24 protein-coding genes and 3 tRNA genes are annotated in these 24,724 nt (G+C 39.3%); 19 read left to right on the top strand and 8 right to left on the bottom strand.

The window, feature by feature from the left end; all coding sequences use genetic code 11:
* Positions 1-17 precede the first annotated feature (17 nt).
* Positions 18-2,135 (bottom strand): outer membrane beta-barrel protein, encoded by a 2,118-nt coding sequence (locus tag EWZ81_RS06555; RefSeq protein ID WP_165549422.1) that lies wholly within the window; start codon positions 2,133-2,135, stop codon positions 18-20.
* A gap of 167 nt (positions 2,136-2,302) precedes the next feature.
* Positions 2,303-2,869, bottom strand: a complete 567-nt coding sequence (dcd, locus tag EWZ81_RS06550) for a dCTP deaminase (RefSeq protein WP_000523105.1) — start codon at positions 2,867-2,869, stop codon at positions 2,303-2,305.
* Between the two features lie 129 nt (positions 2,870-2,998).
* Here dcd and accB point away from each other — a divergent pair, with 129 nt between their 5' ends.
* The 7 genes from accB to pseC all read left to right on the top strand — a co-directional run bounded on the left by accB (position 2,999) and on the right by pseC (position 8,286).
* Positions 2,999-3,469, top strand: a complete 471-nt coding sequence (accB, locus tag EWZ81_RS06545; RefSeq protein WP_165549421.1) for an acetyl-CoA carboxylase biotin carboxyl carrier protein — start codon at positions 2,999-3,001, stop codon at positions 3,467-3,469.
* 5 nt (positions 3,470-3,474) lie between these two features.
* Entirely contained in the window at positions 3,475-4,842 is a 1,368-nt protein-coding gene (locus tag EWZ81_RS06540; RefSeq protein WP_165549420.1) for an acetyl-CoA carboxylase biotin carboxylase subunit, read from the top strand.
* Between the two features lie 92 nt (positions 4,843-4,934).
* Positions 4,935-5,897 (top strand): SAM-dependent methyltransferase, encoded by a 963-nt coding sequence (locus EWZ81_RS06535; RefSeq protein ID WP_001961044.1) that lies wholly within the window; start codon positions 4,935-4,937, stop codon positions 5,895-5,897.
* Positions 5,897-6,205: a type II restriction endonuclease gene (locus EWZ81_RS08705; RefSeq protein WP_310790134.1), complete on the top strand. Its 309-nt coding sequence runs from the start codon at positions 5,897-5,899 to the stop codon at positions 6,203-6,205. The genes EWZ81_RS06535 and EWZ81_RS08705 overlap by 1 nt, the downstream gene beginning before the upstream one ends.
* A 97-nt stretch (positions 6,206-6,302) precedes the next feature.
* Positions 6,303-6,446, top strand: a complete 144-nt coding sequence (locus EWZ81_RS08700; protein WP_332261532.1) for a type II restriction endonuclease — start codon at positions 6,303-6,305, stop codon at positions 6,444-6,446.
* 92 nt (positions 6,447-6,538) lie between these two features.
* Positions 6,539-7,138 (top strand): Laminin subunit alpha-2 precursor, encoded by a 600-nt coding sequence (locus tag EWZ81_RS06525; RefSeq protein WP_165549419.1) that lies wholly within the window; start codon positions 6,539-6,541, stop codon positions 7,136-7,138.
* Positions 7,135-8,286 (top strand): UDP-4-amino-4,6-dideoxy-N-acetyl-beta-L-altrosamine transaminase, encoded by a 1,152-nt coding sequence (pseC, locus tag EWZ81_RS06520; RefSeq protein WP_165549418.1) that lies wholly within the window; start codon positions 7,135-7,137, stop codon positions 8,284-8,286. Before EWZ81_RS06525 ends, pseC begins: the two co-directional genes overlap by 4 nt.
* 10 nt (positions 8,287-8,296) lie before the next feature.
* Here the strand turns inward: pseC and EWZ81_RS06515 are convergent.
* A tRNA-Leu gene (locus EWZ81_RS06515) sits at positions 8,297-8,381 on the bottom strand.
* A 200-nt stretch (positions 8,382-8,581) separates the two neighbouring features.
* Here EWZ81_RS06515 and EWZ81_RS06510 point away from each other — a divergent pair.
* The 4 genes from EWZ81_RS06510 to truA are packed head-to-tail and all read left to right on the top strand — an operon-like array spanning position 8,582 to position 12,023.
* Positions 8,582-9,607, top strand: a complete 1,026-nt coding sequence (locus EWZ81_RS06510) for a ribonucleotide-diphosphate reductase subunit beta (protein ID WP_000454008.1) — start codon at positions 8,582-8,584, stop codon at positions 9,605-9,607.
* Between the two features lie 9 nt (positions 9,608-9,616).
* Positions 9,617-10,246: a protein-L-isoaspartate O-methyltransferase gene (gene pcm, locus EWZ81_RS06505; protein ID WP_001084561.1), complete on the top strand. Its 630-nt coding sequence runs from the start codon at positions 9,617-9,619 to the stop codon at positions 10,244-10,246.
* 10 nt (positions 10,247-10,256) lie between these two features.
* Positions 10,257-11,294 carry an LptF/LptG family permease gene (locus EWZ81_RS06500; protein WP_078264168.1) on the top strand — a complete coding sequence of 346 codons (1,038 nt, stop codon included), beginning with the start codon at positions 10,257-10,259 and terminating at the stop codon, positions 11,292-11,294.
* The gene (gene truA, locus EWZ81_RS06495) at positions 11,295-12,023 is read left to right on the top strand and encodes a tRNA pseudouridine(38-40) synthase TruA (RefSeq protein WP_165549417.1); all 729 of its coding nucleotides are present in this window, start codon (positions 11,295-11,297) and stop codon (positions 12,021-12,023) included.
* On the opposite strand, the gene galE is transcribed toward truA, so the two are convergent.
* The gene (gene galE / locus EWZ81_RS06490) at positions 12,017-13,051 is read right to left on the bottom strand and encodes a UDP-glucose 4-epimerase GalE (RefSeq protein ID WP_165549416.1); all 1,035 of its coding nucleotides are present in this window, start codon (positions 13,049-13,051) and stop codon (positions 12,017-12,019) included. The genes truA and galE overlap by 7 nt on opposite strands.
* A 114-nt stretch (positions 13,052-13,165) precedes the next feature.
* Here galE and EWZ81_RS06485 point away from each other — a divergent pair.
* The 4 genes from EWZ81_RS06485 (at position 13,166) to EWZ81_RS06470 (ending at position 16,078) form a co-directional block, all read left to right on the top strand.
* Positions 13,166-13,242: transfer RNA gene (locus tag EWZ81_RS06485), tRNA-Ile, on the top strand.
* Between the two features lie 17 nt (positions 13,243-13,259).
* Positions 13,260-13,335, top strand: a tRNA-Ala gene (locus EWZ81_RS06480).
* Between the two features lie 437 nt (positions 13,336-13,772).
* Positions 13,773-15,308: a hypothetical protein gene (locus EWZ81_RS06475; protein ID WP_165549415.1), complete on the top strand. Its 1,536-nt coding sequence runs from the start codon at positions 13,773-13,775 to the stop codon at positions 15,306-15,308.
* Positions 15,309-15,325: 17 nt separating this feature from the next.
* Positions 15,326-16,078: an SDR family oxidoreductase gene (locus EWZ81_RS06470; protein WP_165549414.1), complete on the top strand. Its 753-nt coding sequence runs from the start codon at positions 15,326-15,328 to the stop codon at positions 16,076-16,078.
* A 200-nt stretch (positions 16,079-16,278) separates the two neighbouring features.
* Here the strand turns inward: EWZ81_RS06470 and hcpC are convergent, their stop codons facing one another.
* From hcpC to edd, 3 genes are all read right to left on the bottom strand, one after another.
* Positions 16,279-17,151 carry a Sel1-like repeat protein HcpC gene (gene hcpC / locus EWZ81_RS06465; RefSeq protein ID WP_165549413.1) on the bottom strand — a complete coding sequence of 291 codons (873 nt, stop codon included), beginning with the start codon at positions 17,149-17,151 and terminating at the stop codon, positions 16,279-16,281.
* A 69-nt stretch (positions 17,152-17,220) separates the two neighbouring features.
* Positions 17,221-17,847, bottom strand: a complete 627-nt coding sequence (locus EWZ81_RS06460) for a bifunctional 4-hydroxy-2-oxoglutarate aldolase/2-dehydro-3-deoxy-phosphogluconate aldolase (RefSeq protein ID WP_165549412.1) — start codon at positions 17,845-17,847, stop codon at positions 17,221-17,223.
* 18 nt (positions 17,848-17,865) lie between these two features.
* Complete coding sequence (gene edd / locus EWZ81_RS06455) at positions 17,866-19,692, bottom strand: phosphogluconate dehydratase (protein WP_165549411.1); 1,827 nt, start codon at positions 19,690-19,692, stop codon at positions 17,866-17,868.
* A 65-nt stretch (positions 19,693-19,757) separates the two neighbouring features.
* Here edd and EWZ81_RS06450 point away from each other — a divergent pair, with 65 nt between their 5' ends.
* From EWZ81_RS06450 to EWZ81_RS06435, 4 genes are all read left to right on the top strand, one after another.
* Positions 19,758-21,035 (top strand): glucose-6-phosphate dehydrogenase, encoded by a 1,278-nt coding sequence (locus tag EWZ81_RS06450; RefSeq protein WP_165549410.1) that lies wholly within the window; start codon positions 19,758-19,760, stop codon positions 21,033-21,035.
* Positions 21,036-21,046: 11 nt separating this feature from the next.
* On the top strand, positions 21,047-21,730 hold the full coding sequence (pgl, locus tag EWZ81_RS06445) for a 6-phosphogluconolactonase (RefSeq protein ID WP_165549409.1): 684 nt from the start codon (positions 21,047-21,049) through the stop codon (positions 21,728-21,730).
* A complete protein-coding gene (locus EWZ81_RS06440) occupies positions 21,717-22,727 on the top strand; it encodes a glucokinase (RefSeq protein ID WP_165549408.1) in 1,011 nt (336 codons plus the stop codon). The genes pgl and EWZ81_RS06440 overlap by 14 nt, the downstream gene beginning before the upstream one ends.
* Positions 22,728-22,896: 169 nt before the next feature.
* Positions 22,897-23,949 (top strand): NAD(P)-dependent alcohol dehydrogenase, encoded by a 1,053-nt coding sequence (locus EWZ81_RS06435; RefSeq protein WP_165549407.1) that lies wholly within the window; start codon positions 22,897-22,899, stop codon positions 23,947-23,949.
* An 11-nt stretch (positions 23,950-23,960) separates the two neighbouring features.
* On the opposite strand, the gene EWZ81_RS06430 is transcribed toward EWZ81_RS06435, so the two are convergent.
* A partial coding sequence (locus EWZ81_RS06430; RefSeq protein ID WP_165549406.1) for a glycosyltransferase family 8 protein occupies positions 23,961-24,724 on the bottom strand: 764 nt, incomplete at its 5' end.

Here is a 24,724-nt window from a genome sequence, read left to right as displayed (position 1 = left end):
ATTGGGGATTTTAACCCCTAAAACACCCACCCGTAATTAAAAAACACTTTAAAATGGCTGCCCCCTTCATTCAAAACAACAGAGTCTGCATAGATGCCATTATTAGAAGCGATCTTAATACCGCTTTGGATTAAAGGAACGCTAATGCCTATGGAATATTTAGAATGCTTATAGCGGTAATTAAACCCAGTAACTATATCTAAATTACCGCTTCCTTTGACTTGATTGAAAACATAGTAGCTATTGTATAAGCCCCTTAACCCCCCAAACACCCCAAAAGAGGAAGCAAAAACTTTTTTAGTGGGATTGCCTTGCTTTTTATTAGCATAATTGGTGATGAAATCAAACAACACATCCATTCCCCCACCATAGCTTAATTGCTGAATTTTTTCATCGTTAGCCTGAGCGTAGTTGTATTTGATGATGCCATAATAGGCTAACCCGATGTAGTCATTGAAATAATGTTGGTAGCCTATTTTAACATTAACCCCTAAAATAGGGCTTCTAAAATTTTTACTTGAAGAGCGGTAAGTGGTGGTGGAAGTGGTGGAAAAATTTTGCACGATCGCGCTGACCATAGAGGTTGCAAAATTTTGTGCATTCAACCCGGCGTTTAAATGGTTGGTTTGGCTGTTTAGATTAGCGAAATTGATGGGGAGGGCGTTTTGATTGATGAGCTGTTGCCAAACAGCGGTGGTAACCCCTATAAGCCCAGCGGGGACTTGAGCGCAATTGGTGTAGATGGAATTGGGGTAATTGCTAGGGAAAGCGGGCTGATTTTTGCCACCAAAACGAGAGCAAACATCATAGTCGTAACCATCCTGATCTCGCACTTCATGCCCGTTACTAAATTCTAGCTCTTCTTTGCCGTTTTTCTCCACTTCATGCCCGCCCTCACAGCGCACCTCTGGCCCATCTCCTTCTTGGCACAAACGCACTCTTTGATAAGTCATGTTCCCATTATGCGTATAGCCTTTAGTGTGGCTAAATTCATGGATAATGTCTCTTAATTCCACAATATCAACTTTGTTCAAAGTTTTACCAAACAATTTTTCAGGATTTAAGGCAGAAGCTTCTATCCCCAGATTACCATCATTATCATCAAGTTCATACCCTAGCCCTAAAAACCCTGATTTCATGATGTTCACTTCAAGATTGATCGCTCTTCTAAACGCATCTATAACGGATTGTGGGGTTAGCACATATTTTTCATAGATGGGAGCGACACGCCCGTTATTGAAAGGATTCACGCATTTAGGAAAGTCAGATCCGCATTCTGATGGGCTGTTAGAAAATTGGAAAGGAGCGTTTAAAACGGCTTCTTCCCACGATTTGGAGTCAAACACCGCAATCATATCTAACATTAAATTGGTCAATTCTTCTGCGGTTTGTGGGGTGAAATCTGACACACAATCATTGCAATTACCTTTAAAATTGTTGGTATCGGCGTTTTCATAACTCATCGTTACATTGGTCGTGATTTGGCTGAGCTTTTCAAACAAACTTTGCGTGTTAGCGTCAGAAAATTGTGTGGCAGTGGCTTGAAGTTGTTGGTAATTAAAGCTATCAGCTTGTTCAAATTCTGAATCATTAAACAAGCTTGCAGGCAAAATGATTTGAGAATCTTTGGGGATAGTCTCTATCACGCCTAAATTGACCACCTTGCCTTGAGCGTCTTTAAAACTCAGTTCAACATTGTTTAAATTATAAGGCAGAAAGTTTTGTATGGTTACGCTCCCATTAACCATATTCGCATACACAGGGTTTTGAGAATAAAAAGTTAAGCCATTTTCTATATTGTTCGTGGTGAATAAAGCCGTTGCGTTTTTTAAAATGGTGCTTTGGGGTATGTAGTGTTTTCCGTAAGCGCTTTGTGGGGTGGCTGTATCGCTTTTGTTTTGTTCTTTGGGTTGCTCTTTAGTTTGGGGGTGGGTTAGGGGGTTTTCATAGACTTTTTGGGTGTTTTGGGTGTTTTGGGTTATTGTTTGTCCTTTAGTTTGCGTGCCTTCTAATAGCCCGGTCTCAAACCCGGCTTCTACAAAAAAGCCGTCTTTTTGGTGTTTTTGAAAGGCTTCTAAAGGGTTGAATAAGCCGATTAAGGATAAACAAATCGTTTTACTAACGAGCCTTAACATGGTATTTTCCTAAATTTCCTAAATGGTTTAGCGTTTTGTTCTCAAAGAGTCTGTAACTCAATAAAACTGAAGTTTCGTATTATAATACATTTTTAAGAAATTGCGGTATTGTTTGTATTAAAAAATAAACAACGCCCAAAGGATAAATGCTTTTATCTTTCTCCAAATCACTTCAAAATTTTAGGCAAAGTGATGCCCACTTGCCCTTGATACTTACCGCCTCTGTCTTTATAGCTTTGCTCGCACACTTCATCGCCTTGTAAAAACACCACTTGCGCGATCCCCTCATTGGCATAGACTTTGGCGGGTAAATTGGTGGTGTTAGAAATTTCAATGGTGATATAGCCTTCAAATTCCGGTTCAAAAGGCGTAACATTCACAATAATCCCACACCTGGCGTAAGTGCTTTTGCCTAAACAAATCGCTAAGGTGTCTTTAGGCATTTTAAAATACTCTATCGTATGGGCTAGGGCGAACGCGTTAGCGGGCAAGATAAAAAAGCCCTCTTTACTCGCATCAATTTTAGTCGCGTTGTTAGGATCAAAGTTTTTAGGGTCAATTAAAGCGTTTTTGTTATCAAAGAGCATGAACTCACTCCCCACCCTAATATCATACCCGTAACTGCTCAAACCATAGCTGATCACATTTTTACCGACTTGCTTTTCGCAAAAAGGGCTAATCATGCCATGCTCTAAACTCATTTTTTTAATCCAAGAATCCGCTTTTAATCCCATACGCACAAAGCCTTTAAAGTTTGTTAATAATTATGTTATTATAACAATAATTTTTTGCTAAAAACGCTTATAGAGTGAGATTATGTGTTTGTGGCATATTTTAAAATAATATTTAAGGAATAGATCGTTATGAACCTTTCTGAAATTGAAGAGTTGATCAAAGAATTTAAAGCTTCTGATTTAGGGCATTTGAAATTAAAGCATGAGCATTTTGAGTTGGTTTTGGATAAAGAATCCGCTTATGCGAAAAAAAGTGCGTTAAATTCCGCCCATTCTCCAGCCCCCATTATGGTAGAAGCGAGCATGCCAAGCGTTCAAACCCCTGTGCCTATGGTATGCACCCCTATTGTGGATAAAAAAGAAGATTTCGTGCTTTCGCCTATGGTAGGTACTTTTTATCATGCGCCCTCCCCTGGGGCTGAGCCTTATGTCAAAGCGGGCGATACGCTTAAAAAAGGGCAAATTATTGGCATTGTGGAAGCGATGAAAATCATGAATGAAATTGAAGTGGAATACCCTTGTAAGGTGGTTTCTATTGAAGTGGGAGACGCTCAGCCGGTAGAATACGGCACGAAACTCATCAAAGTGGAAAAGCTTTAAAACCCATGAATAAAGAAAATAAAAAGGTGGAAAAAAAAGAACTCTCGCGCATTTTGATCGCTAATAGAGGCGAGATCGCTTTAAGAGCGATCCAAACCATTCAAGAAATGGGTAAAGAATCCATAGCCATTTATTCGATCGCCGATAAGGACGCCCACTACCTCAATACGGCTAACGCAAAAGTGTGTATAGGGGGGGCAAAATCCAGCGAGAGTTACTTGAATATCCCTGCGATCATTAGCGCGGCGGAATTGTTTGAAGCCGATGCGATTTTCCCTGGGTATGGGTTTTTGAGTGAAAATCAGAATTTTGTAGAAATTTGCTCGCACCATTCCTTAGAATTTATTGGCCCGAGTGCAAAAGTCATGGCTTTAATGAGCGATAAAGCTAAAGCCAAAATCGTGATGAAAGAAGCCGGCATGCCTGTGATTGAGGGCAGCGATGGGTTGCTTAAAAGCTATCAGGAAGCCGAAGAAATCGCTGATAAAATCGGTTATCCTGTCATCATTAAAGCGACCGCTGGTGGGGGCGGAAGGGGAATGCGCGTCGTAGGAGATAAATCCAAATTAAAAAACCTTTATCTAGCCGCAGAAACGGAAGCTTTGAGCGCGTTTGGCGATGGGAGCGTGTATTTAGAAAAATTCATCAACAAACCTAAGCACATTGAAGTCCAAATTCTAGCCGACAAGCATGGCAATGTCATTCATGTGGGCGAAAGGGATTGTTCGGTGCAAAGACGCCAGCAAAAGCTCATTGAAGAAACCCCGGCGGTGGTTTTAGAAGAAGGCGTGCGTAAGCGTTTGCTAGAAACGGCGATTAAAGCCGCTAAATACATTGGCTATGTGGGGGCGGGGACTTTTGAATTTTTGCTCGATTCTAACATGAAAGATTTTTATTTCATGGAGATGAACACTCGTTTGCAAGTGGAACACACCATTAGCGAAATGGTGAGCGGGTTAAACCTCATTGAATGGATGATTAAAATCGCTCAAGGCGAAAAATTGCCCAAACAAGAAAGCTTTTCTCTCAAAGGGCATGCGATAGAATGCCGAATCACGGCAGAAGATCCTAAAAAATTCTACCCAAGCCCGGGTAAAATCACTGAATGGATCGCCCCTGGTGGGGTGAATGTGCGCCTTGATTCGCATGCGCATGCCAATTATGTCGTGCCTACGAACTATGATTCCATGATAGGCAAGCTCATTGTGTGGGGTGAAAACAGAGAAAGAGCGATCGCTAAGATGAAAAGGGCTTTAAAGGAATTTAAAGTAGAAGGCATTAAAACGACCATTCCTTTCCATATTGAAATGCTTGAAAATGCGGATTTCAGGCAAGCAAAAATCCACACGAAGTATTTAGAAGAAAATTTTTAAGTTTTAAGGATTTTCTTAAGCATGATTTAAGGGTTTTAAGCGGTCAGAAGGAATCGGCATTAAGTTTTATAATTTTGTAGTAAAATTTTTTCATGCAAACCCTGTTTAAAGAAATTACCTCTAAACGCTATGTCAATGGCAATGAGATGAAAGAAAATTCTAGCAATGTTCTAGATCAGTATTTCACTAAACCTAGTGTGGCTTTAAAATGCTTCCAAAAAGCTTGTGAAGTTATTAAAAAATACGAAAATCCAGATGACTTTATTTTTTTAGAACCAAGTGCAGGCGATGGGGTGTTTTATGACTTGTTTCCTAAAGATAGACGCATTGGCATAGACATTGAACCTAAAAGAGATGGTTTTATTCAATGCGATTTTTTAAATTATAAATTGCCTGCGCATCAAAAAGTGATTTGCTTGGGCAACCCTCCTTTTGGGCATCGTGGGGTTATGGCGTTAGAATTTATCAACCATGCTAGAAATTGTGATTTTGTGTGTTTTATCCTACCCATGTTCTTTGAAAGTCAAGGAAAAGGCTCTATTAAGTATCGTGTGAAAGGTTTAAATCTGCTTTATAGCGAACGCTTAGAAAAAAATGCGTTTATAGACTTTAAAAATAAAGAAGTGGATGTGCATTGCGTGTTTCAAATTTGGAGTAAAAAGTATCAAAATAAAAAAAGTGAATTTTCTTGGTATAAGAATCGCCATAAAGAACCCTTTGGCGAATATATCAAGGTTTTCACGGTTTCATTGGCTAAAAACAGAGAATGCGGTAAAGAGTGGATTTTTAATCAAAAAGCGTCTTTTTACATTTCATCAACTTTTTATAAAAGCACACAAATTGTAGAAAACTTTGAGGAAGTTAAGTATCAATCTGGTATTGCTGTGGTATTTACTAGCGCTGACAAGGTTTTAAACGCTAAATTAAAAAAACTATTCAAAGAGATTGATTGGACAAAATACGCAAGTTTAGCGACTAATTCTTGCTATCATTTAGGTAAAAGCCATATTTTTCAAGCCCTACATGATCATTTGGATAGCTTAAAGGATAATTGATGGACTTAGAACAAACTTTTTTAAAAATTATTGAAAAAAAACATGAAGAATTGAATTTGGGGCAAGATTACAACGCTATTTTTTCAAAAATTAGAGATTTTGAAGCCAACGCTATAGGGCAGATTGGCGAAGAGTTTTTAAAAAGTGCGCTTAACGCTATAGATGGAGTGATCAATGATGGCATTATTCATGATGAATACGATATTATGACAAAAAGCGGTGTGTCTTTTGAAGTCAAAACAGCACGAAAAGGCAGAACCAACAACACTTTTTTAGTTCAATGGTATAAACCCACGATACAACTATGATTTTTTGATTTGCTTAGGAGTGTGCGAGGACCAATTACTTTATAGAGTTTTTAAAAAAGATGAAATCCATTACATTCATAAAGAAAGAAAATACTTTATGAAACAAAATGAATTTAAAAAGCAATTGGTGCCAATGAATCCTGATAATCAAGTCAATGATAAACTCACTCTCAATATTAAAGAATTGAAAGAAATTACAAATCTCATCAAAGAGTTAGAAAGGGTTTTAGAGTTAGATTAATATTTTTAGATAGAATTAAGTGGATTAAAATATTTTTAGGAATAGAGTTTGCTTATCTTGTCTTTAAGAAATAAAATGAAGTGGAGGATAGGATGTCTAAGATTTCAAACAATTATAACCCGTCTTTGATGGTAAGGGATTACCATACCCAAAGGGTTGGTTCGCATGCAAGAAAAGAAGAGAATAAAGAAATTCAAAATCTTTCAGAGAATGATGAAAAAATCAAATTAGCCAAACAAGCTAAGCAGGATAACCTAGCCATAGGGGATTTAGAAAGCCGTCTCAAAAGCTTAAAAGGCATGGATAAAGACGCTAAAGAATTGGTGGGGATTTCTAAATCTTACGCTCATAATAATGAAAAAGATCGAAGCGATTTTGAGCGTTTTAAAAGCCGTTTGGACAAAGCGATTGATTCTTTCAACCAAAAATCAGGCAATGATAGTTTGAAACTCCCTAGCAATATTGATATTGATGACACGAAAGCTTTGGAAAAATTTTCAAAATCATTAGAAAGTGAAAAAGAAAGCATTCAAAACTCTTTGCACCAGTGGAAAAAACAGCTCGCTGAAACGAATCATTTAAACAAGGAATACAACACCTTAGATAAAACGAGACTGAACGCTCAAAAATTCCAAGATGTCCATGACACAAGCAAGATCACCCCATCTCGCTTGCAAGACTTGCTCGCTTGAAAGAGTTTGCTTATAGCGAGCCTTGTTTAGATGAAGAAGATAAAAAGGCTGTTTTAGAGGTTTTAAACTCTAAACAACTCACGCAAGGCAAATATTCTCTCTTATTTGAAGAAGCTTTGTGCGAGTTTTTGGGCGTTAAGCATGCACTGGTGTTTAACAGCGCGACTTCAGCCCTTTTAACGCTCTATAGGAATTTTAGCGATTTTAACGCTGATTGCAATGAAATAATCACCACCCCTATAAGCTTTGTAGCGACGGCTAACATGCTCTTAGAAAGCGGTTATAAACCCGTATTTGCCGAAGTTAAAAACGATGGCAATATAGATGAATTGGCCCTAGAAAAGCTCATTAACGAAAAAACCAAAGCCATAGTGAGCGTGGATTATGCCGGTAAAAGCGTGGAAATAGAAAGCATTCAAGAGCTTTGCAAAAAGCATTCTTTGAGTTTTCTTTCTGACAGCTCGCATGCTCTAGGGAGCGAGTATCAAAACAAAAAAGTAGGAGGCTTTGCGTTAGCGAGCGTGTTTAGTTTCCATGCCATTAAGCCTATCACCACGGCTGAAGGGGGAGCGGTCGTTACTAATAATAGCGAATTGTATGAAAAAATGAAATTGTTTCGCTCTCATGGCATGCTCAAAAAAGATTTTTTTGAAGGCGAAGTCAAAAGCATAGGGCATAACTTCCGTTTGAATGAAATCCAAAGCGCTTTGGGTTTGAGCCAGCTTAAAAAAGCCCCCTTTTTAATGCAAAAAAGAGAAGAAATCGCTCTAGTTTATGATAGGATTTTTAAAGATAACCCTTATTTCACCCCTTTACACCCCTTGTTAAAATACAAAAGCTCTAACCACCTTTATCCTATTTTAATGCACCAAAAATTTTTTACATGCAAAAAACTCATTTTAGAAAATTTGCACAAGCGTGGCATTTTAGCCCAAGTGCATTACAAGCCCATTTACCAATACCAGTTGTATCAACAGCTCTTCAATACAGCCCCATTAAAAAGCGCAGAGAATTTTTATAACGCTGAAATTTCCTTGCCTTGTCATGCGAATTTGAATTTAGAGAGCGTTCAAAACATCGCTCATAGCGTTTTAAAAACTTTTGAAAGTTTTAATAGAATAAGTTCCATTCAGGGCTTCAAATTTTAATCATTAAGAATGGTGCGGAAGAAAGGAATCGAACCTTCATGCCTTGCGGCGCTAGATCCTAAGTCTAGTGCGTCTACCAATTTCGCCACTTCCGCACACCGCACGCCATCGCATGCATTAAGAAGTAGAAAATAAAGAAGCAGTATTTTAGCTTTTTAATCCTTTAAAAATACTGAAAAATTGAAGTTTTTTAAAATTTGGAGTTTTTTTTGGCTTTTAGGGGGTTTTAAATTCTTTTAAGGTATTCTAACAAGACTGTATCATTGAGATAGTTTTAAGGAAATTAAGGAACACAATGGAAGTTTCACGCAAGAAAATTTACAACCCCAATTCTACAGAAAGTGTGAATGAAAGAAAGATTTTTGGGGGTAATCCTACAAGCATGTTTGATTTGAATAAAATCAAGTATCAATGGGCGGATCATTTGTGGAAAACGATGCTCGCTAACACCTGGTTTGCCGAAGAAGTGAGCATGAATGATGACAAAAGGGATTATTTGAAATTGAGTGCAGAAGAAAAGATCGGCTATGACAGAGCCTTAGCGCAACTCATTTTTATGGACAGCTTGCAAACCAATAATTTAATTGATAATATCAATCCCTTCATCACCAGTCCCGAAATCAATTTGTGTTTGGTGCGTCAAGCTTATGAAGAAGCCTTACACAGCCATGCGTATGCGGTGATGGTAGAAAGCATTAGCGCGAATACTGAAGAGATTTATGACATGTGGCGTAACGATATGCAATTAAAAAGCAAGAACGATTATATCGCGCAGGTGTATATGGAATTAGCCAAAAACCCCACAGAAGAAAACATCCTCAAAGCGCTTTTTGCTAATCAAATTTTAGAGGGGATTTATTTTTATAGCGGGTTTAGCTATTTTTACACTCTGGCTAGGAGCGGTAAGATGCTAGGCTCAGCGCAAATGATTCGTTTTATCCAAAGAGATGAGGTAACGCATTTGATTTTATTCCAAAACATGATCAACGCTTTAAGGAACGAAAGAGCGGATCTATTCACGCCAAAATTGATTAATGAAGTCATAGAAATGTTTAAAAAAGCGGTAGAAATTGAAGCCTCATGGGGGGATTATATCACGCAAGGCAAGATTTTAGGGCTCACTTCAAGCTTGATTGAGCAATACATCCAGTTTTTAGCGGATAGCCGTTTGAGTAAGGTGGGTATCGCTAAAGTTTATGGCGTCCAACACCCCATTAAATGGGTAGAGAGCTTTTCAAGTTTCAATGAACAGCGCTCTAATTTCTTTGAGGCTAGGGTGAGTAATTACGCTAAAGGGAGCGTGAGTTTTGATGATTTTTAAGGGGCTTGTTTGAATAGTATCAAAAACCATTTGATGTGTGAAGAAATCCATAAGCGTTTCAATTTGCACCCCAAAGTGAGAAAAGCTATGGAAAGCATTGAAAGGGAGGTTTTTGTGCCAGCCCCTTTTAAACATTTTGCCTACACTTTAAACGCGCTTTCTATGCAAGCGCAACAATACATTTCTTCGCCCCTAACCGTAGCCAAAATGACGCAATATTTAGAAATCGATCATGTGGATAGCGTGCTAGAAATTGGCTGCGGGAGCGGCTATCAAGCGGCGGTGCTGTCTCAAATTTTCAGGCGCGTTTTTAGCGTTGAAAGGATTGAAAGCCTGTATATAGAAGCGCGTTTGCGCCTTAAAACTCTCGGTTTAGACAACGTTCATGTCAAATTCGCTGATGGGAACAAGGGCTGGGATCAATACGCCCCCTATGATAGGATTTTGTTCTCTGCTTGCGCTAAAAATATCCCTCAAGCGCTTATTGATCAGCTTGAAGAAGGCGGGATATTAGTCGCACCCATTCAAGAAAATAACGAGCAAGTGATCAAACGCTTTGTGAAGCAAAATAACGCCTTGCGCGTCCAAAAAGTGTTAGAAAAATGCTCGTTTGTGCCTGTTGTAGATGGGGTGCAATAAAGATTAAGGCATGATTAAACACTATCTTTTCATGGCGGTTTCGCAGGTCTTTTTCTCCTTCTTTTTAGTGCTGTTTTTTATCTCTTCTATCGTGTTATTAATCAGTATTGCAAGCGTAACGCTCGTGATTAAAGTGAGCTTTTTGGATCTAGTGCAACTCTTTTTGTATTCCTTGCCAGGAACCATTTTTTTTATTTTGCCGATCACTTTTTTTGCGGCTTGCGCTTTAGGGCTTTCAAGGCTTAGCTATGACCATGAATTGTTAGTCTTTTTCTCTTTAGGGGTTTCGCCTAAAAAAATGACTAAAGCGTTTGTGCCTTTAAGTTTGTTAGTGAGCGCGATTTTATTAGCGTTTTCCCTCATTTTAATCCCCACCTCTAAGAGCGCTTATTACGGGTTTTTGCGTCAAAAAAAAGACAAGATTGATATTAACATAAGAGCCGGTGAATTCGGGCAAAAATTAGGCGATTGGCTCGTGTATGTAGATAAGACTGAAAACAATTCCTATGATAATTTAGTGCTTTTTTCTAATAAAAGCCTCTCTCAAGAAAGCTTCATTCTGGCTCAAAAAGGCAATATCAACAATCAAAACGGCGTGTTTGAATTGAATTTGTATAACGGGCATGCGTATTTCACTCAAGGCGATAAAATGCGTAAAGTTGATTTTGAAGAATTGCATTTGCGCAACAAGCTCAAGTCTTTCAATTCTAATGATGCGGCTTATTTGCAAGGCACGGATTATTTAGGTTATTGGAAAAAAGCCTTTGGTAAAAACGCTAATAAAAATCAAAAACGCCGTTTTTCTCAAGCGATTTTAGTTTCCTTATTCCCTTTAGCGAGCGTGTTTTTAATCCCCTTATTTGGCATCGCCAACCCACGATTCAAAACGAATTGGAGTTATTTTTATGTCCTTGGAGCGGTTGGGGTTTATTTTTTAATGGTGCATGTGATTTCTACGGATTTGTTTTTGATGACCTTTTTCTTCCCCTTTATTTGGGCGTTTGGCTCTTATTTGTTGTTTAGAAAATTCATTTTAAAGCGTTATTAAATGCGTTGTTTTAAGGCTACTATCGCTTATGATGGGGCGTATTTTCTAGGCTATGCCAAACAGCCTAACAAACTCAGCGTTCAGGATAAAATAGAGGGTGCTTTAAATGCGCTAGGGATTAAAAGCGTTGTGGTTGCGGCTGGGCGCACGGATAAAGGCGTGCATGCGAACAATCAGACGCTGTCTTTTCACGCTCCAAAACACTGGAATGCCGCTAAATTATTTCATTATCTAGCCCCCAAACTCGCCCCGCATATTGTCTTAAAAAAACTAGAAGAAAAAAACTTCCATGCGCGTTTTGACGCTCAAAAAAGAGCGTATCGTTACCTTTTGACGAAGAATTTAAAAACGCCTTTTTTAGCGCCTTATATCGCTTGCGGGGATTATGGCTCACTAGATGCGCTAAACATTGCTTTAAAGCAATTTATAGGCAAGCATGATTTTTCCATGTTTAAAAAAGAAGGCGGTGCTGCAACCAATCCTAAACGCACTATTTTTAACGCTTTGGCTTATACAGCCTTTATCATGGGGCATGAGTGCGTGGTGTTTAAAATCATTGGCGACGCGTTTTTACGCTCCAGCGTGCGTTTGATCATTCAAGCATGCGTTCAATACTCCTTAGAAAAAATCACGCTCGCTGAAATTGAAATGCAAATCCATAACATCAAAGCCACTATAAGAACGCCCATAATGGCTAATGGCTTGTATTTGCACAGGGTGTATTATTGAAATCTTAAAAGGTGTTCTTCCCAATCTAGAGCGCTTTTGATAATGGTGTCTAGGTTGTTATAAAGGGGTTTGAAAGGGGTGTTTTGTAAGATTTTAGAATTATTAGCAATAAGGCTTGCTGGATCGCCCTGTCGTTTGTCTAAAATTTCCACTAAAAAATCCTTATTTGAGATTTCTTTAACCTTTTCTATCACTTCTTTCACGCTATGGCCTTGATTGTAGCCGACATTATAGATCTCGCTCTTATTTTTTTCTAAAAGAGTGTGATAGCTCGCTAAATGCGCGTTAGCCAAATCATCTACATGGATATAATCCCTAATACAAGTGCCATCTCTTGTGGGGTAATTGGTGCCAAAAATCCCCATTTTTTTCCTTTTCCCCACCGCGCATTCGCATGCGATTTTGATCAAATGCGTGGCGTTAAGCGTGCGTTGCCCCAAAGTGTAGGGGGTGGTATAATCATTGTGCATGCATGCCCCAGCCACATTGAAATAACGCAAGATAATGCATTTAAAATCCGCTACTTTAGAAGCGTCTAACAAGATCCTTTCGCTCATCATTTTAGACGCTCCATAAGGATTAATGGGGTTTAAGGGGCTTTCTTCATTCAAACTGGAATCAGACTCGCCATAAACCACAGCCGTGGAAGAAAAAATAAAACGCTTGATTGCATGTTTTAAGCAAAGTTTGACAAGCCCTAAAGTGTTGAGCGTGTTGTTAGTGTAGTATTCTAAAGGCAAGCGCATGGATTCTTCTACTGAGATTTTAGCCCCAAAATGCAAGACAGCTTCAATGGGATCTTTTAGCTGTTGCTTATTTAAAAAGGCGTCTAATTTTTGTGTTTCATTCAAATTCGCTTGAATAAACGCAACCCTATTAGGGTAGTAACGCTCTAACGCTTTGATATGCTCTAAAAAACCGGTGCTTAAGTCATCTACAATAATGATGTTTTCTGTGGTTTTTTCTAAAAACGCCCTTGCGGTATGCGAGCCTATATAACCGCACGCTCCTGTGAATAATAATGCCATAAAACCCCTTTTAAAATGAAAAAATAACAACTATTATAACATTTTAATCCCATTTATCATTTAAGGATTTCTTAAGAAAATTTAATTTATAATTTCATCTTTATTGACTTTAAAGGGCTTATAGCTCAGGTGGTTAGAGCGCACCCCTGATAAGGGTGAGGTCGGAGGTTCAACTCCTCCTAAGCCCACCATTTCTTTTACAACCTTTGGGGAATTAGCTCAGCTGGGAGAGCGCCTGCTTTGCACGCAGGAGGTCAGCGGTTCGATCCCGCTATTCTCCACCATTGTATTCCTCTTTTTTGATACAACTCTTTTCATCATCGTGTTAATCATATTTGTTTAGGAAATTCTTGAGCGATCAGATTATCTTTTTTAACACTGCAAGTCTTTTTAATTAAAATTCAAAGATCAAGTTGGATTGAGTTTTTTAGATTTTTGTTTGCTTTGTTCTTTATATTGCACAAAATCTCTTTTGCTTTGTAATCTTTCGCTTTCTATCTTTGGCGGCTTTATCGGCTTATATTTGTTCTAGGGGGCTTAAAATTTTAGGGTTTTGGGTTTTTCAATGATTGTAAGCGTGTTGTTACTAAATTGTGGGTTTTGAGCGCTCAATTCTTTATTATCTCAATTCAAGCCTTCCGTTAAGGCTTTAAAAAATATTAGAAACCATGACAAAACAAGCTAATATATTCCATTCAATTTATTTCAAGGACAAACAAACATGAAAAAATTTCTTTATACCATACTCGCGCTTCTTTTAATCGGCCTTTTAACGGCCTATCTTATCCTTTTTACAGAATGGGGGAATAAAATCATCGCTTCGTATATAGAGAAAAAAATCAACCCGAACGAGCGTTATTTGAGCGTTAAAACCTTTAAATTGAGATTCAACTCTTTGGATTTTAAAGCTCAAGCCAACGACGATTCCACGCTCATTCTTAAGGGGGATTTTTCACTTTTAACGCAAAGCGTAAATTTGGATTACCATATAGATATTAAAAATTTACGCTCTTTCAAGGATTTGATACCCTACCCTTTAAGGGGGGCTATTGTTACTTCTGGGAACATTAAAGGGCATAGAAAAGCCCTTGTGATTCAAGGCGTCTCTAATGCGGCTCAATCCCACACTGCCTACAACGCCCTTTTAGATGATTTCAAGCTTTCTCACTTAAGTTTGAACGCAAAAGACGCCAATTTAGAAGCTTTGCTTTATTTAATCAACCGCCCCGCTTATGCGAACGCAAAAGTGTCCTTACAAGCGGATTTTAACTCTCTAAAGCCCTTAGAAGGGCATTTGATCCTAACAGCTAATAACGCTTTAATCAATAACGCCCTAATCAATCAAATCTTTCATTTAAACCTTAAAGACACGCTCGTTTTCAACCTCTCGCACTCAAGCGATTTTAAAGAAAACAAAGCCATCAGCGATACCACCCTAACTAGCCCTTTAGTTAATTTCACAGCCCTAAAAAGCGAATATTCTTTCCCTACTTTAAAACTCAACGCCCCCTACACTTTAGAAATACCCCATCTAGCCAAACTCCAAAACATGATCAACCACCCCCTAAAAGGGAGCTTGACTTTAAAAGGCGATATAGAGCAAAGCCCCAAACTTTTAAAAGTCAGCGGCCATTCAAATTTACTAGACGGCGCGCTAGACTTCACGCTTTTAAATAAAGATTTGAAAGCCCGTTTTTCCAATATTTCCACTTTAAAAGCCTTAGAATTATTCCATTACCCTAAATTTTTCCAATCCATTGCAGACGCTAACTTGGATTATGACCTTATCGCTAAGCAAGGCGTATTGAAAGCCAATCTCAAAAACGCAAGATTCCTCAAAAATGCATTCAGCGATTTCCTCTATTCCATTTCTCGTTTTGATATTACTAAAGAAATTTATCACGATGCCAATCTGGTAAGCCAAATCAACCAGCAACGCCTGCTCTCTGATCTCAGCTTAAAAAGCCCCAAAACCCAATTGAAAATCCATAACGGCTTGTTGGATTTAAACACCAAACAAATGGACATGCTCATGGATGCGGAAATCTTAAAATTCATTTTTAAAATGAAACTTCAAGGCAGCATGCACCAGCCAAAATTTTCCCTCATTTTAAACGAAAAAGCCATTCAGCAAAACCTGCAACAAGGCTTGAAAGAAATCTTGAAAAACGACACCCTTAAAAAAGGTTTAGATCATTTGCTTAAAGATGATAAGCTCAAAGAAAAGCTTGAAAAAGGGCTTAAGGGGCTTTTTTAAAATTTTAAAGGATAGAAATGGCGCACATTTTAGTTAGCGGGGCGACTTCAGGGTTTGGGCTAGAAATCGCTAAGGCGTTTTTACAAAAAAACCATGTGGTTTTTGGCACAGGGAGGCGGCAAGAGAATTTACAAAAATTGCAGCTCGCTTACCCTAAGCGTTTCATTCCCTTGTGTTTTGATCTTAGAAACAAGCTTGAAACTAAGCGAGCGCTAGAAACTATTTTTTCCATTACGGATCGCATTGACGCTTTAATCAATAACGCCGGCTTAGCACTAGGCTTGAACAAGGCTTATGAATGCGAGTTAGACGACTGGGAAATCATGATAGACACGAATATCAAAGGGCTATTGTATCTCACTCGTTTGATCTTGCCCTCTATGATAGAGCATGACCAAGGGACTATCATCAACCTTGGCTCTATCGCTGGCACTTACGCCTATCCTGGCGGGAATGTCTATGGAGCGAGCAAGGCGTTTGTGAAGCAATTTTCTTTAAATTTGCGAGCGGATTTGGCTGGCACTAACATTAGGGTGAGTAATGTTGAACCCGGTTTGTGCGGCGAAACAGAATTCAGCATGGTGCGCTTTAAAGGCGATAAAATCAAAGCCCAATCCGTCTATGAAAACACCCTTTACCTCAAACCACAAGACATTGCTAACATCGTGCTATGGATTTACGAACAACCCTCGCATGTCAATATCAACCGCATAGAAATCATGCCCACAAGCCAAACTTTCGCTCCCCTACCCACCCATAAAAACCCTTAAGGGGTTTAAAGAATAAATTTAAACTTTAACAACTCTTTAAGTTTCAAAAAAAGGGGATTTTGGTTGTTTAAACTCATTATCTTAAGGGGATAGGAAGTATTTTGAAATTATTCTCCCCTACTCCCCTAAAACCTCCTTTTAAATCCCCTAACCCCCTAAAATTTCGCTTTTTAAAGCCGTTTGATCAAGCCTTATTCAAACTAAACTTTGATCTTAAGCTGCTTGAGGATATCGCACGCCCCTTTAGCACCCAATTTACAGCCTTTTTTAAAGTTTTCTATGGCTTGCTTTTCATTCCTTGTTACGCCTTCGCCATTGTATTGCATGGCCCCTAAATTGAAACACCCTCCGCCATTTTCCAATTCGCATGCCTTAGAATAACGAGCGAGAGCCTCTTTAAAATTCTTCGCTACGCCATCGCCATGATGATACATATTCCCTGCGTTAAAGCACCCCGGGCTGTCTTTTAGTCCGCAAGCTTTATCATACGAAGCGAGCGCTTTTTTCAAATCCTTAGGCGTGCCTCTGCCTGCATCATACAAGCTCCCTAATATCGTGCAACCATCGCCATCGTTCAAATCGCACGCTTTAGTGAAATATTCCACCGCTTTTTTAAAATCCCTAGTAACCACTTTACCATCATGATAGATCCCCCCCAAGCTCGCGCACCCTTCGGCGTATTTCAAATCGCACGCTTTAGAGTAGTATTGCAAGGCTTTATTGGTGTTTTGGGACACGCCTTGCCCGCTATAATATAAGTTCCCTAGCAAATGACACCCATTACTGTAATTTAAATCGCAAGCCTTAGCGTAAAAGGAAGCGGCTTTTTTCAAATTCTTTTCCACCCCATGCCCTTGATAATAAAGCACCCCTAAATTAAAACACCCGCTATTTTCTTTCAAATCGCAAGCTTTTTCAAAATATTTCTTAGCTTGAGTGAAATCCTGCTCTTTGTAGCTCTTTGCCCCCAAACCCACAAGCTCTTTAGGGTCTTGCTCTGCCATTAGCCCCCCTAAACACAACGCACCCAAACACAAAACCCTAAAAAGGGATTTTTTGACATTTTCTAACATGATGTATCTCCTTATTAAAAATTTTATTATAGTGTTATTAAGCAAATACAAAACGCCATGATCTCTTTGTTATCTTAAAGCTAACGCTCGCTTACAAATTTCTGTGATCTTATCCCACTCTTTGTTTTGAATCAAATTTTTAGGGGTAAGCCAACTCCCCCCCACGCACAAAACATTTTCTAAAGCCAAATAAGAACGCATGTTATCTGCACTAATCCCCCCAGTGGGACAAAATTTCACCCCTTTAAAAGGGCCGTTAAAAGCGTTTAAAAGCTTAACGCCCCCACAATACTCTGCCGGGAAAAATTTCAAAGCATTATAGCCCCATTCTAAAGCTTGCATGACTTCACTACTGCTAGAAACCCCGGGTATTAAAGGCATGCCTTTTTTCTTTGCGTGTTCTAAAAGCGTTATCGTAAGGCCCGGGCTAATCAAAAACTCTGCCCCCCTATTTTGCGCTTGCTCTAATTGAGTAAGATTTAAGATCGTGCCAGCACCCACGCGCATTTTTGGCACATTCTTAGCGATAAGCTCTATGGCTTCTAAAGCGCAACTGGAGCGCAAAGTTACTTCTATGATTGGAATACCCCCCTCTATCAGGCTTTGCGCTAAAGGTACAGCGTCGTTTAAATCCTCAATCACCACCACAGGGACAATGGGGCTGATTTGTAAAACTTCTATTATTTTATCTTGCATTTTATCTCCTTTATATTTTTATACCTTTATGCCAAAACTCATGCCGCCCTCTTCAGCCGTATTAACATTCAATCTCAAACTCGTAAACAATTCCCTACCCAGCCCAAAAGTAGGCTTTTCTAAATTTTCTAAGGTTTCTAAAAACAAGGGGTTGATGCCCCTATTTTCAAAATCCTTTTCAAGCACATTCAAGGTGTTATTAGGAGCGTCTAATTCTATCAAATCGCCATCTTTAATCTTAATGATCGCCCCATTTAACGCTCCCTCAGGGCTTAAATGGATCGCGCTAGGCACTTTCCCACTCGCCCCGCTCATGCGCCCATCTGTAACGAGCGCGACCTTATAGCCCATATCCTGTAAAGCCCCTAAATTCGTGGTGAGTTTGTGCAATTCTGGCATGCCATTAGACTTAGGCCCTTGGAAAGGCAAGACCGCCACAAAGTCCCTTTCTAATTCTTTATTTTTAAAGCGTTCTAAAAATTCGCTTTGGGTTTTAAAAACAATCGCTCTAGCCTTAACTTTCCTGTGCTCATCTTTAATGGCTGAGATTTTAATCACGGCCCGCCCTAAATTACCCTTTAAGATTTTAAGCCCCCCATTAGCGGCAAAAGGCTCACTAACAGGGCGTAAAATGTCCGTATTCAGGCTATGATTGATGGCGTCTTTATACACCAATTGGTCGTTTTCTAAAAAGGGGGTTTTGGTGTAATTTTGCATGCCTTTTTGCGTTTCTGTATCCATAATGGTATGAGTGTCTTCAAATAAAAGCCCCTCTTTTAATAATTCTTTGATCACAAACGCTAAGCCCCCACACGCTTCAAAAGCGTTCACATCCGCTGATCCGTTAGGATAGACTTTAGCTAAAAGGGGTATGAGATTAGAAACAGCGTCAAAATCGTCCCAATTAAGGATCACCCCACACGATCTAGCGATAGCGATCAAATGCAAAGTGTGGTTAGTAGAACCTCCTGTTGCCATTAAGCCTATAAGAGCGTTAAGAATGCTTTTTTCATCAATGAGTTTGGCTAAAGGCAGGACTTTCCCGCTCGCTAATCTTTTGGCGCTCTCTTCTACTAAAACCTTCCGTAAGGGGTTGTTAGGGTTGATAAAGCTAGAATTAGCCACATGCAACCCCATAAACTCCATCATCATTTGATTAGAATTAGCCGTGCCATAAAAAGTGCAAGTGCCCACATCATGATAGCTTTGCATTTCCACTTTTAAAAGCTCTTCTCTGTTGATTTTTCCCATTGCAAAATCTTGGCGTGCTTTGGCTTTTTTATAATTTTCTATCCCGCTCACCATAGGCCCGCTTGGCACAAACACGCTCGCTAAATTCCCAAAACTTAACGCTCCTATAAGCAAGCCTGGCACAATCTTATCGCACACGCCCAAAAAAAACGCCCCATCAAAAACATTATGGCTTAACCCTACGGCGGTGCTTAAGGCGATCACATCTCTGCTGAATAAGCTCAATTCCATGCCATCATAACCCTGCGTGATACCATCACACATCGCTGGCACGCCACTAGCGACGCTCGCATAAGCGTTATGCTCTTGCAACTCTTTTTTAATCAAGTCAGGGTAATTTTTAAAAGGTTGGTGGGCTGAAAGCATGTCGTTATAAGCGGTGATAATCGCAAAATGCTTTCTTTTATGCGAACCTAAAGGCATTTTTAAATGCTCTGGCATGCTCGCTGTAACATGCGCAATATTCGCGCAACCCAAGCTCTCAATCTTGGGCTGGTTTTTAGGGTTAAAGATATTTTCTAAATAAAGCTCTCTGGTTTTTTTGCTACGCTCTGTAATTTTTTCTTTGATTTGTTCTAAAGAATGCTTAGGCATGAACACTCCTTCAATTAAGATTTAATATATAATAATAACTTAAAAACACTATAAAAGGGTTACTGATGTTGGATTTTGATTTGGTTCTTTTTGGCGCGACTGGGGATTTGGCCATGCGAAAGCTCTTTGTTTCGCTTTATGAAATTTATACCCATTATGGTTTTAAAAAAGATTCTAGAATTGTCGCATCGGGGCGTAAGGATCTATCCAATGAAGAATTTTTAACGCTCCTTTGTGAAAAAACACAACTGCATTCAAGAGAAAAGGGTGAGGAATTTTTAGCCCATATCAGTTATTTGTGCGTTCGTTTGGATAACCCTAAAGACTTTGAAGAATTGAGTAAAATCGCTACAAAAAATAAGCCCTTGATCTTCTACTTTTCTATCTCCCCTAGTTTTTTTGCAACGACCGCTCAAAATTTAGCCCAAAACGCGCTCAATCACGCTAACACTCGTTTGATTTTAGAAAAACCTTTAGGGCATGATTTAAAGACTTGTAAAGAAATTTTCCAAAGCATTAGCGCTTTTTTTAAAGAAGAGCAAATTTTTAGAATCGATCATTATTTGGGGAAAAAGGGCGTTCAAAATATCCTTGAATTGCGCTTGAATAACCCTATCTTAAACATTTTATGGGATCAAATCAGCGCGGTTGAAATCTGCGTGTATGAGACTTTGGGGGTGGAAGAAAGGGGCGAATTTTACGATAAAATCGGGGCTTTAAGGGATATGGTTCAAAACCATCTCTTGCAAGTTTTATCCCTTATCGCTACAGATTTACCCAACGATTTAAAAGACTTAAGGAAAGAGAAAATCAAAGTTTTAAAAACCTTACAACCCCCTAAAGACTTTAAAAAACAGGTTATTCGGGCCCAGTATCAAGGCTATAGAGATGAAAATAAGGTCCATAAAGAGAGCCAAACAGAGACTTTTGTCGCTATTAAAGCCTTTTTGGATACGCCTAAATTTAAAGGCGTGCCTTTCTATCTTAAGCACGCTAAAAAAATGCCCCATAACCAAGCGAGCGTGAAAATCCATTTTAACGCAGTCAATACGCTAGAATTTTTCCTCTCTCAAGATAAAATCACCCTCACCCTAAAAGACAATCAAAACCCCCTTATTTTAGAAACCCATAACAAACAAGAATTTTTACAGCCCTACGCTAAATTGCTCTATGATGCGATACAAAATAACCACAACAATTTCGCCCACCAGTTGGAATTAGAAGCGTCATGGGTTTTTATTGACACGCTCATAGAGGGTTTTATGAATAACGCCACGCCCTTATACTCCTATGAAAGCCATAATTTAAACGAATCAGAATTTTTAAAACCACTCTATCAATAAAAGGGATTTTCATGGGTTATCAATTGTTTGAATTTGAAAATTTAGAAGATTGCCACAAGGCTTTAACAGAGCGTTTTAAAGAATTTTTTAACGCCGCTTTAAAAAAGCACCATCAAGTTTCTATCGCTTTTTCTGGAGGCCGTTCGCCCATTAGCTTGTTGCAAAAATTGAGCGTTTTAGATCTCAAATGGCATGAGTGTTTAGTCAGCTTGGTGGATGAACGCATTATAGACACAAGCCACAAGGATAGCAACACCAAATTATTGCACGACCACTTGTTGCAAAATAACGCCTTAAACGCTTCTTTCACCCCGCTTTTGCCCAAAAAGATTTCTGGCGATACAAACGAACTTTTAGATTTTGCTAACCAGCATTTCAAACAGCCCCATTTAGCCATTTTGGGCATGGGGACTGATGGGCATACGGCTAGCCTTTTTCCTGAAACAAGCGCTTTTTTAAACGAAGAAAAAGAAAATATCGTTTTGACTACGCCCGCTAACGCTCCTTATGAGCGCTTGAGCATGTCTATCAACGCCTTAGAAAATTGCGAAAAACTTTTCTTAAGCATTAGCGGAGTAGAAAAAAGGGAGGTTTTAGAAAAAGCTTTAAAAGAAACCGCCCCCTATTCTCTGCCGATTGCTCGGATTTTACACTCTAAAAAAGTTACCACGGAGGTGTTTTATGCCAAAAACTGAAACTTACCCAAGACTCTTAGCCGATATTGGCGGCACGAACGCACGCTTTGGTTTGGAAGTCGCCCCACGACAGATTGAATGCGTTGAAGTCTTGAGGTGCGAAGATTTTGAAAGCTTGAGCGATGCGGTGCGATTTTACCTTTCTAAATACAAAGAAAGCCTTAAACTGCGCCCTATTTATGGCTCTTTTGCTGTGGCTACGCCCATCATGGGGGATTTTGTCCAAATGACTAACAACCACTGGACTTTTTCTATTGAAACGACACGGCAATGTTTGAATTTAAAAAAACTGCTTGTCATCAATGATTTTGTCGCGCAAGCCTATGCCATTAGCGCGATGCAAGAAAACGATCTGGCCCAAATAGGCGGGATTAAGTGCGAGATCAACGCCCCTAAAGCGATTTTAGGGCCAGGAACGGGGCTTGGGGTAAGCACTCTTATCCAAAACAGCGATGGCTCTTTGAAAGTCTTGCCCGGTGAAGGAGGGCATGTGAGCTTTGCCCCTTTTGATGATTTAGAAATTTTAGTGTGGCAATACGCCCGCTCTAAATTCAACCATGTGAGCGCGGAAAGGTTTTTGAGCGGTAGCGGCTTGGTGCTGATTTATGAAGCTTTATCCAAACGAAAAGGCTTAGAAAAAGTGGCGAAATTGAGCAAGGCTGAATTGACCCCACAAATCATTAGCGAACGCGCTTTGAATGGGGATTACCCTATATGCCGATTGACCTTGGACACTTTTTGCTCCATGCTAGGCACGCTCGCTGCTGATGTGGCTCTCACTTTGGGGGCTAGAGGGGGCGTGTATTTGTGCGGGGGGATTATCCCACGATTCATTGATTATTTTAAAACTTCGCCCTTTAGAGTGCGCTTTGAAACGAAAGGGCGCATGGGAGCGTTTCTCGCTTCCATCCCTGTGCATGTCGTGATGAAAAAAACTCCCGGACTTGATGGGGCAGGCATTGCGTTAGAAAATTATTTACTGCATGATAGAATTTAGCAAATAGTAGCGCTTTAAGATAAAAGCGATTAGCGCAAGGGGTGCGTTTAAGCGTGCCAAACAACGATACCATATAGCCAATAACTATCAAATTAGTTAAACTTATAGAAACATAAGCAAACCACAAAAACGATATAATAGCGGTATTTTAATGAAACAAGGAGTTTTAATGAGAGTTCCATCTAAAGGTTTTGCTATTTTTTCTAAAGACGGGCATTTCAAGCCCCATGACTTTAGCCGCCATGCTGTAGGCCCTAAAGACGTGCTGATTGACATTCTTTATGCAGGGATTTGCCATAGCGATATTCATAGCGCTTATAGCGAATGGAAAGAAGGCATTTATCCCATGGTTCCTGGGCATGAAATTGCTGGGGTCATCAAAGAAGTGGGTAAGGAAGTTAAGAAATTTAAGGTTGGCGATGTGGTGGGCGTGGGCTGTTTTGTCAATTCATGCAAAACATGTAAGCCCTGTAAAGAACACCAAGAGCAATTTTGCGCCAACCATAAAACGGTATTCACTTACGATTGTTTGGATTATTTCCATGATAATGAACCCCACATGGGCGGATACTCTAATAATATTGTCGTGGATGAAAACTATGTGATTAGCGTGGATAAAAACGCTCCTTTAGAAAAAGTAGCCCCATTATTGTGCGCGGGCATCACCACTTATTCGCCCTTAAAATTTTCTAAGGTTACTAAAGGCACAAAAGTGGGCATCGCTGGGTTTGGTGGGCTAGGAAGCATGGCGGTCAAATACGCTGTGGCTATGGGGGCTGAAGTGAGCGTTTTTGCAAGAAACGATCATAAAAAGCAGGACGCTTTAAGCATGGGGGTTAAACATTTCTACACAGACCCCAAACAATGCAAAGAAGAATTGGATTTTATCATTTCAACCATTCCTACCCATTACGATTTAAAAGACTATCTCAAGCTCTTAACTTATAGTGGCGAATTAGCCCTTGTAGGGCTCCCTCCTGTAGAAGTTGCTCCAGCACTCAATGTTTTTGAATTTATCCATTTGGGAAATCGTAAGGTTTATGGCTCATTGATTGGGGGCATTAAAGAAACCCAAGAAATGATGGATTTTTCTATCAAACACAATATTTACCCTGAGGTGGATTTGATTTTAGGCAAGGATATTGACACGGCTTATCACAACCTAACCCATGGGAAAGCGAAATTCCGCTATGTGATTGACATGAAAAAATCGTTTGATTAAAGGCTTTGGCTCTAGCTCTTTTTTAAGAGCTTGAGTTGGATTAGGATTTTTTTGGCTAGTGCATGGAGTTTTAGGATTTTAAGGGTTTTACTAATAAGACTCTTGAGTGGTATGAGAATGCAGTATTTAAATAGTCTTCGCCTTGCGTTTTTAGGAATCTCATAAATGTGCAAAAAATAATGTTTTAAAAAGGTCTTGAGTGCGTCATGGGCAATCTGTTCTTCTACTTTCCATAAAGGAAAGTAGTAATGATAAGCGGCAATGCCATGGTAGTAATGCCATTTTTCTCCACCTATCTCCCCACTCCCTGTGATCAAATAAGACCAATCGCTCATAAATGGGGTTTTAGCCAAAGCGTTCAGCCATAAATCCGCTTTCAAACCAAAAGGATATGTCCAAGGCTTGATTTGAAAATAAGGATGAGAGTCATATTGTATAACGATAGGTTCTCTTAGGGCTTGTTTAATGGTGTTATGATAAATTGCATTGGCCACGCCCTTTAGATGCTCTTCAGAAAGCCTATAATAGTGTGGGAAAATACAATACTCTATTTTTAATGGCGCGATCTTTGAACGACAAAATTCTGTCAATTGCGGTTCTTTATCTATTTTTTGCGTGCGTATAATCTCTAATATTTTTTTACAAAATTGATTTTTTCGCTGGTAAGTTAAGTTGCAATAAAAAAAGCCTTCATACGGGTATATTTTGTCATAAACCCCATAAAAATAATTCTCATCATTTTCTTTAATGTTTAAGAAATCAGCGCTAAATTCAT

Source organism: Helicobacter pylori (assembly GCF_011140715.1).
Lineage (GTDB): Bacteria > Campylobacterota > Campylobacteria > Campylobacterales > Helicobacteraceae > Helicobacter > Helicobacter pylori_DA.
The sequence above is the reverse complement of the archived record's forward strand: the minus strand, read 5'-3'. Positions and strand labels throughout refer to the sequence as shown.

Excerpts from the sequence above, each read along its gene's own strand:
- EWZ81_RS06555 (WP_165549422.1), bottom strand. The coding sequence starts at position 2,135 with ATGTTAAGGCTCGTTAGTAAAACGATTTGTTTATCCTTAATCGGCTTA.
- dcd (WP_000523105.1), bottom strand. The coding sequence starts at position 2,869 with ATGGGATTAAAAGCGGATTCTTGGATTAAAAAAATGAGTTTAGAGCAT.
- accB (WP_165549421.1), top strand. The coding sequence starts at position 2,999 with ATGAACCTTTCTGAAATTGAAGAGTTGATCAAAGAATTTAAAGCTTCT.
- EWZ81_RS06540 (WP_165549420.1), top strand. The coding sequence starts at position 3,475 with ATGAATAAAGAAAATAAAAAGGTGGAAAAAAAAGAACTCTCGCGCATT.
- EWZ81_RS06535 (WP_001961044.1), top strand. The coding sequence starts at position 4,935 with ATGCAAACCCTGTTTAAAGAAATTACCTCTAAACGCTATGTCAATGGC.
- EWZ81_RS08705 (WP_310790134.1), top strand. The coding sequence starts at position 5,897 with ATGGACTTAGAACAAACTTTTTTAAAAATTATTGAAAAAAAACATGAA.
- EWZ81_RS08700 (WP_332261532.1), top strand. The coding sequence starts at position 6,303 with ATGAAACAAAATGAATTTAAAAAGCAATTGGTGCCAATGAATCCTGAT.
- EWZ81_RS06525 (WP_165549419.1), top strand. The coding sequence starts at position 6,539 with ATGTCTAAGATTTCAAACAATTATAACCCGTCTTTGATGGTAAGGGAT.
- EWZ81_RS06510 (WP_000454008.1), top strand. The coding sequence starts at position 8,582 with ATGGAAGTTTCACGCAAGAAAATTTACAACCCCAATTCTACAGAAAGT.
- EWZ81_RS06500 (WP_078264168.1), top strand. The coding sequence starts at position 10,257 with ATGATTAAACACTATCTTTTCATGGCGGTTTCGCAGGTCTTTTTCTCC.
- truA (WP_165549417.1), top strand. The coding sequence starts at position 11,295 with ATGCGTTGTTTTAAGGCTACTATCGCTTATGATGGGGCGTATTTTCTA.
- galE (WP_165549416.1), bottom strand. The coding sequence starts at position 13,051 with ATGGCATTATTATTCACAGGAGCGTGCGGTTATATAGGCTCGCATACC.
- EWZ81_RS06475 (WP_165549415.1), top strand. The coding sequence starts at position 13,773 with ATGAAAAAATTTCTTTATACCATACTCGCGCTTCTTTTAATCGGCCTT.
- EWZ81_RS06470 (WP_165549414.1), top strand. The coding sequence starts at position 15,326 with ATGGCGCACATTTTAGTTAGCGGGGCGACTTCAGGGTTTGGGCTAGAA.
- hcpC (WP_165549413.1), bottom strand. The coding sequence starts at position 17,151 with ATGTTAGAAAATGTCAAAAAATCCCTTTTTAGGGTTTTGTGTTTGGGT.
- EWZ81_RS06460 (WP_165549412.1), bottom strand. The coding sequence starts at position 17,847 with ATGCAAGATAAAATAATAGAAGTTTTACAAATCAGCCCCATTGTCCCT.
- edd (WP_165549411.1), bottom strand. The coding sequence starts at position 19,692 with ATGCCTAAGCATTCTTTAGAACAAATCAAAGAAAAAATTACAGAGCGT.
- EWZ81_RS06450 (WP_165549410.1), top strand. The coding sequence starts at position 19,758 with ATGTTGGATTTTGATTTGGTTCTTTTTGGCGCGACTGGGGATTTGGCC.
- pgl (WP_165549409.1), top strand. The coding sequence starts at position 21,047 with ATGGGTTATCAATTGTTTGAATTTGAAAATTTAGAAGATTGCCACAAG.
- EWZ81_RS06440 (WP_165549408.1), top strand. The coding sequence starts at position 21,717 with ATGCCAAAAACTGAAACTTACCCAAGACTCTTAGCCGATATTGGCGGC.
- EWZ81_RS06435 (WP_165549407.1), top strand. The coding sequence starts at position 22,897 with ATGAGAGTTCCATCTAAAGGTTTTGCTATTTTTTCTAAAGACGGGCAT.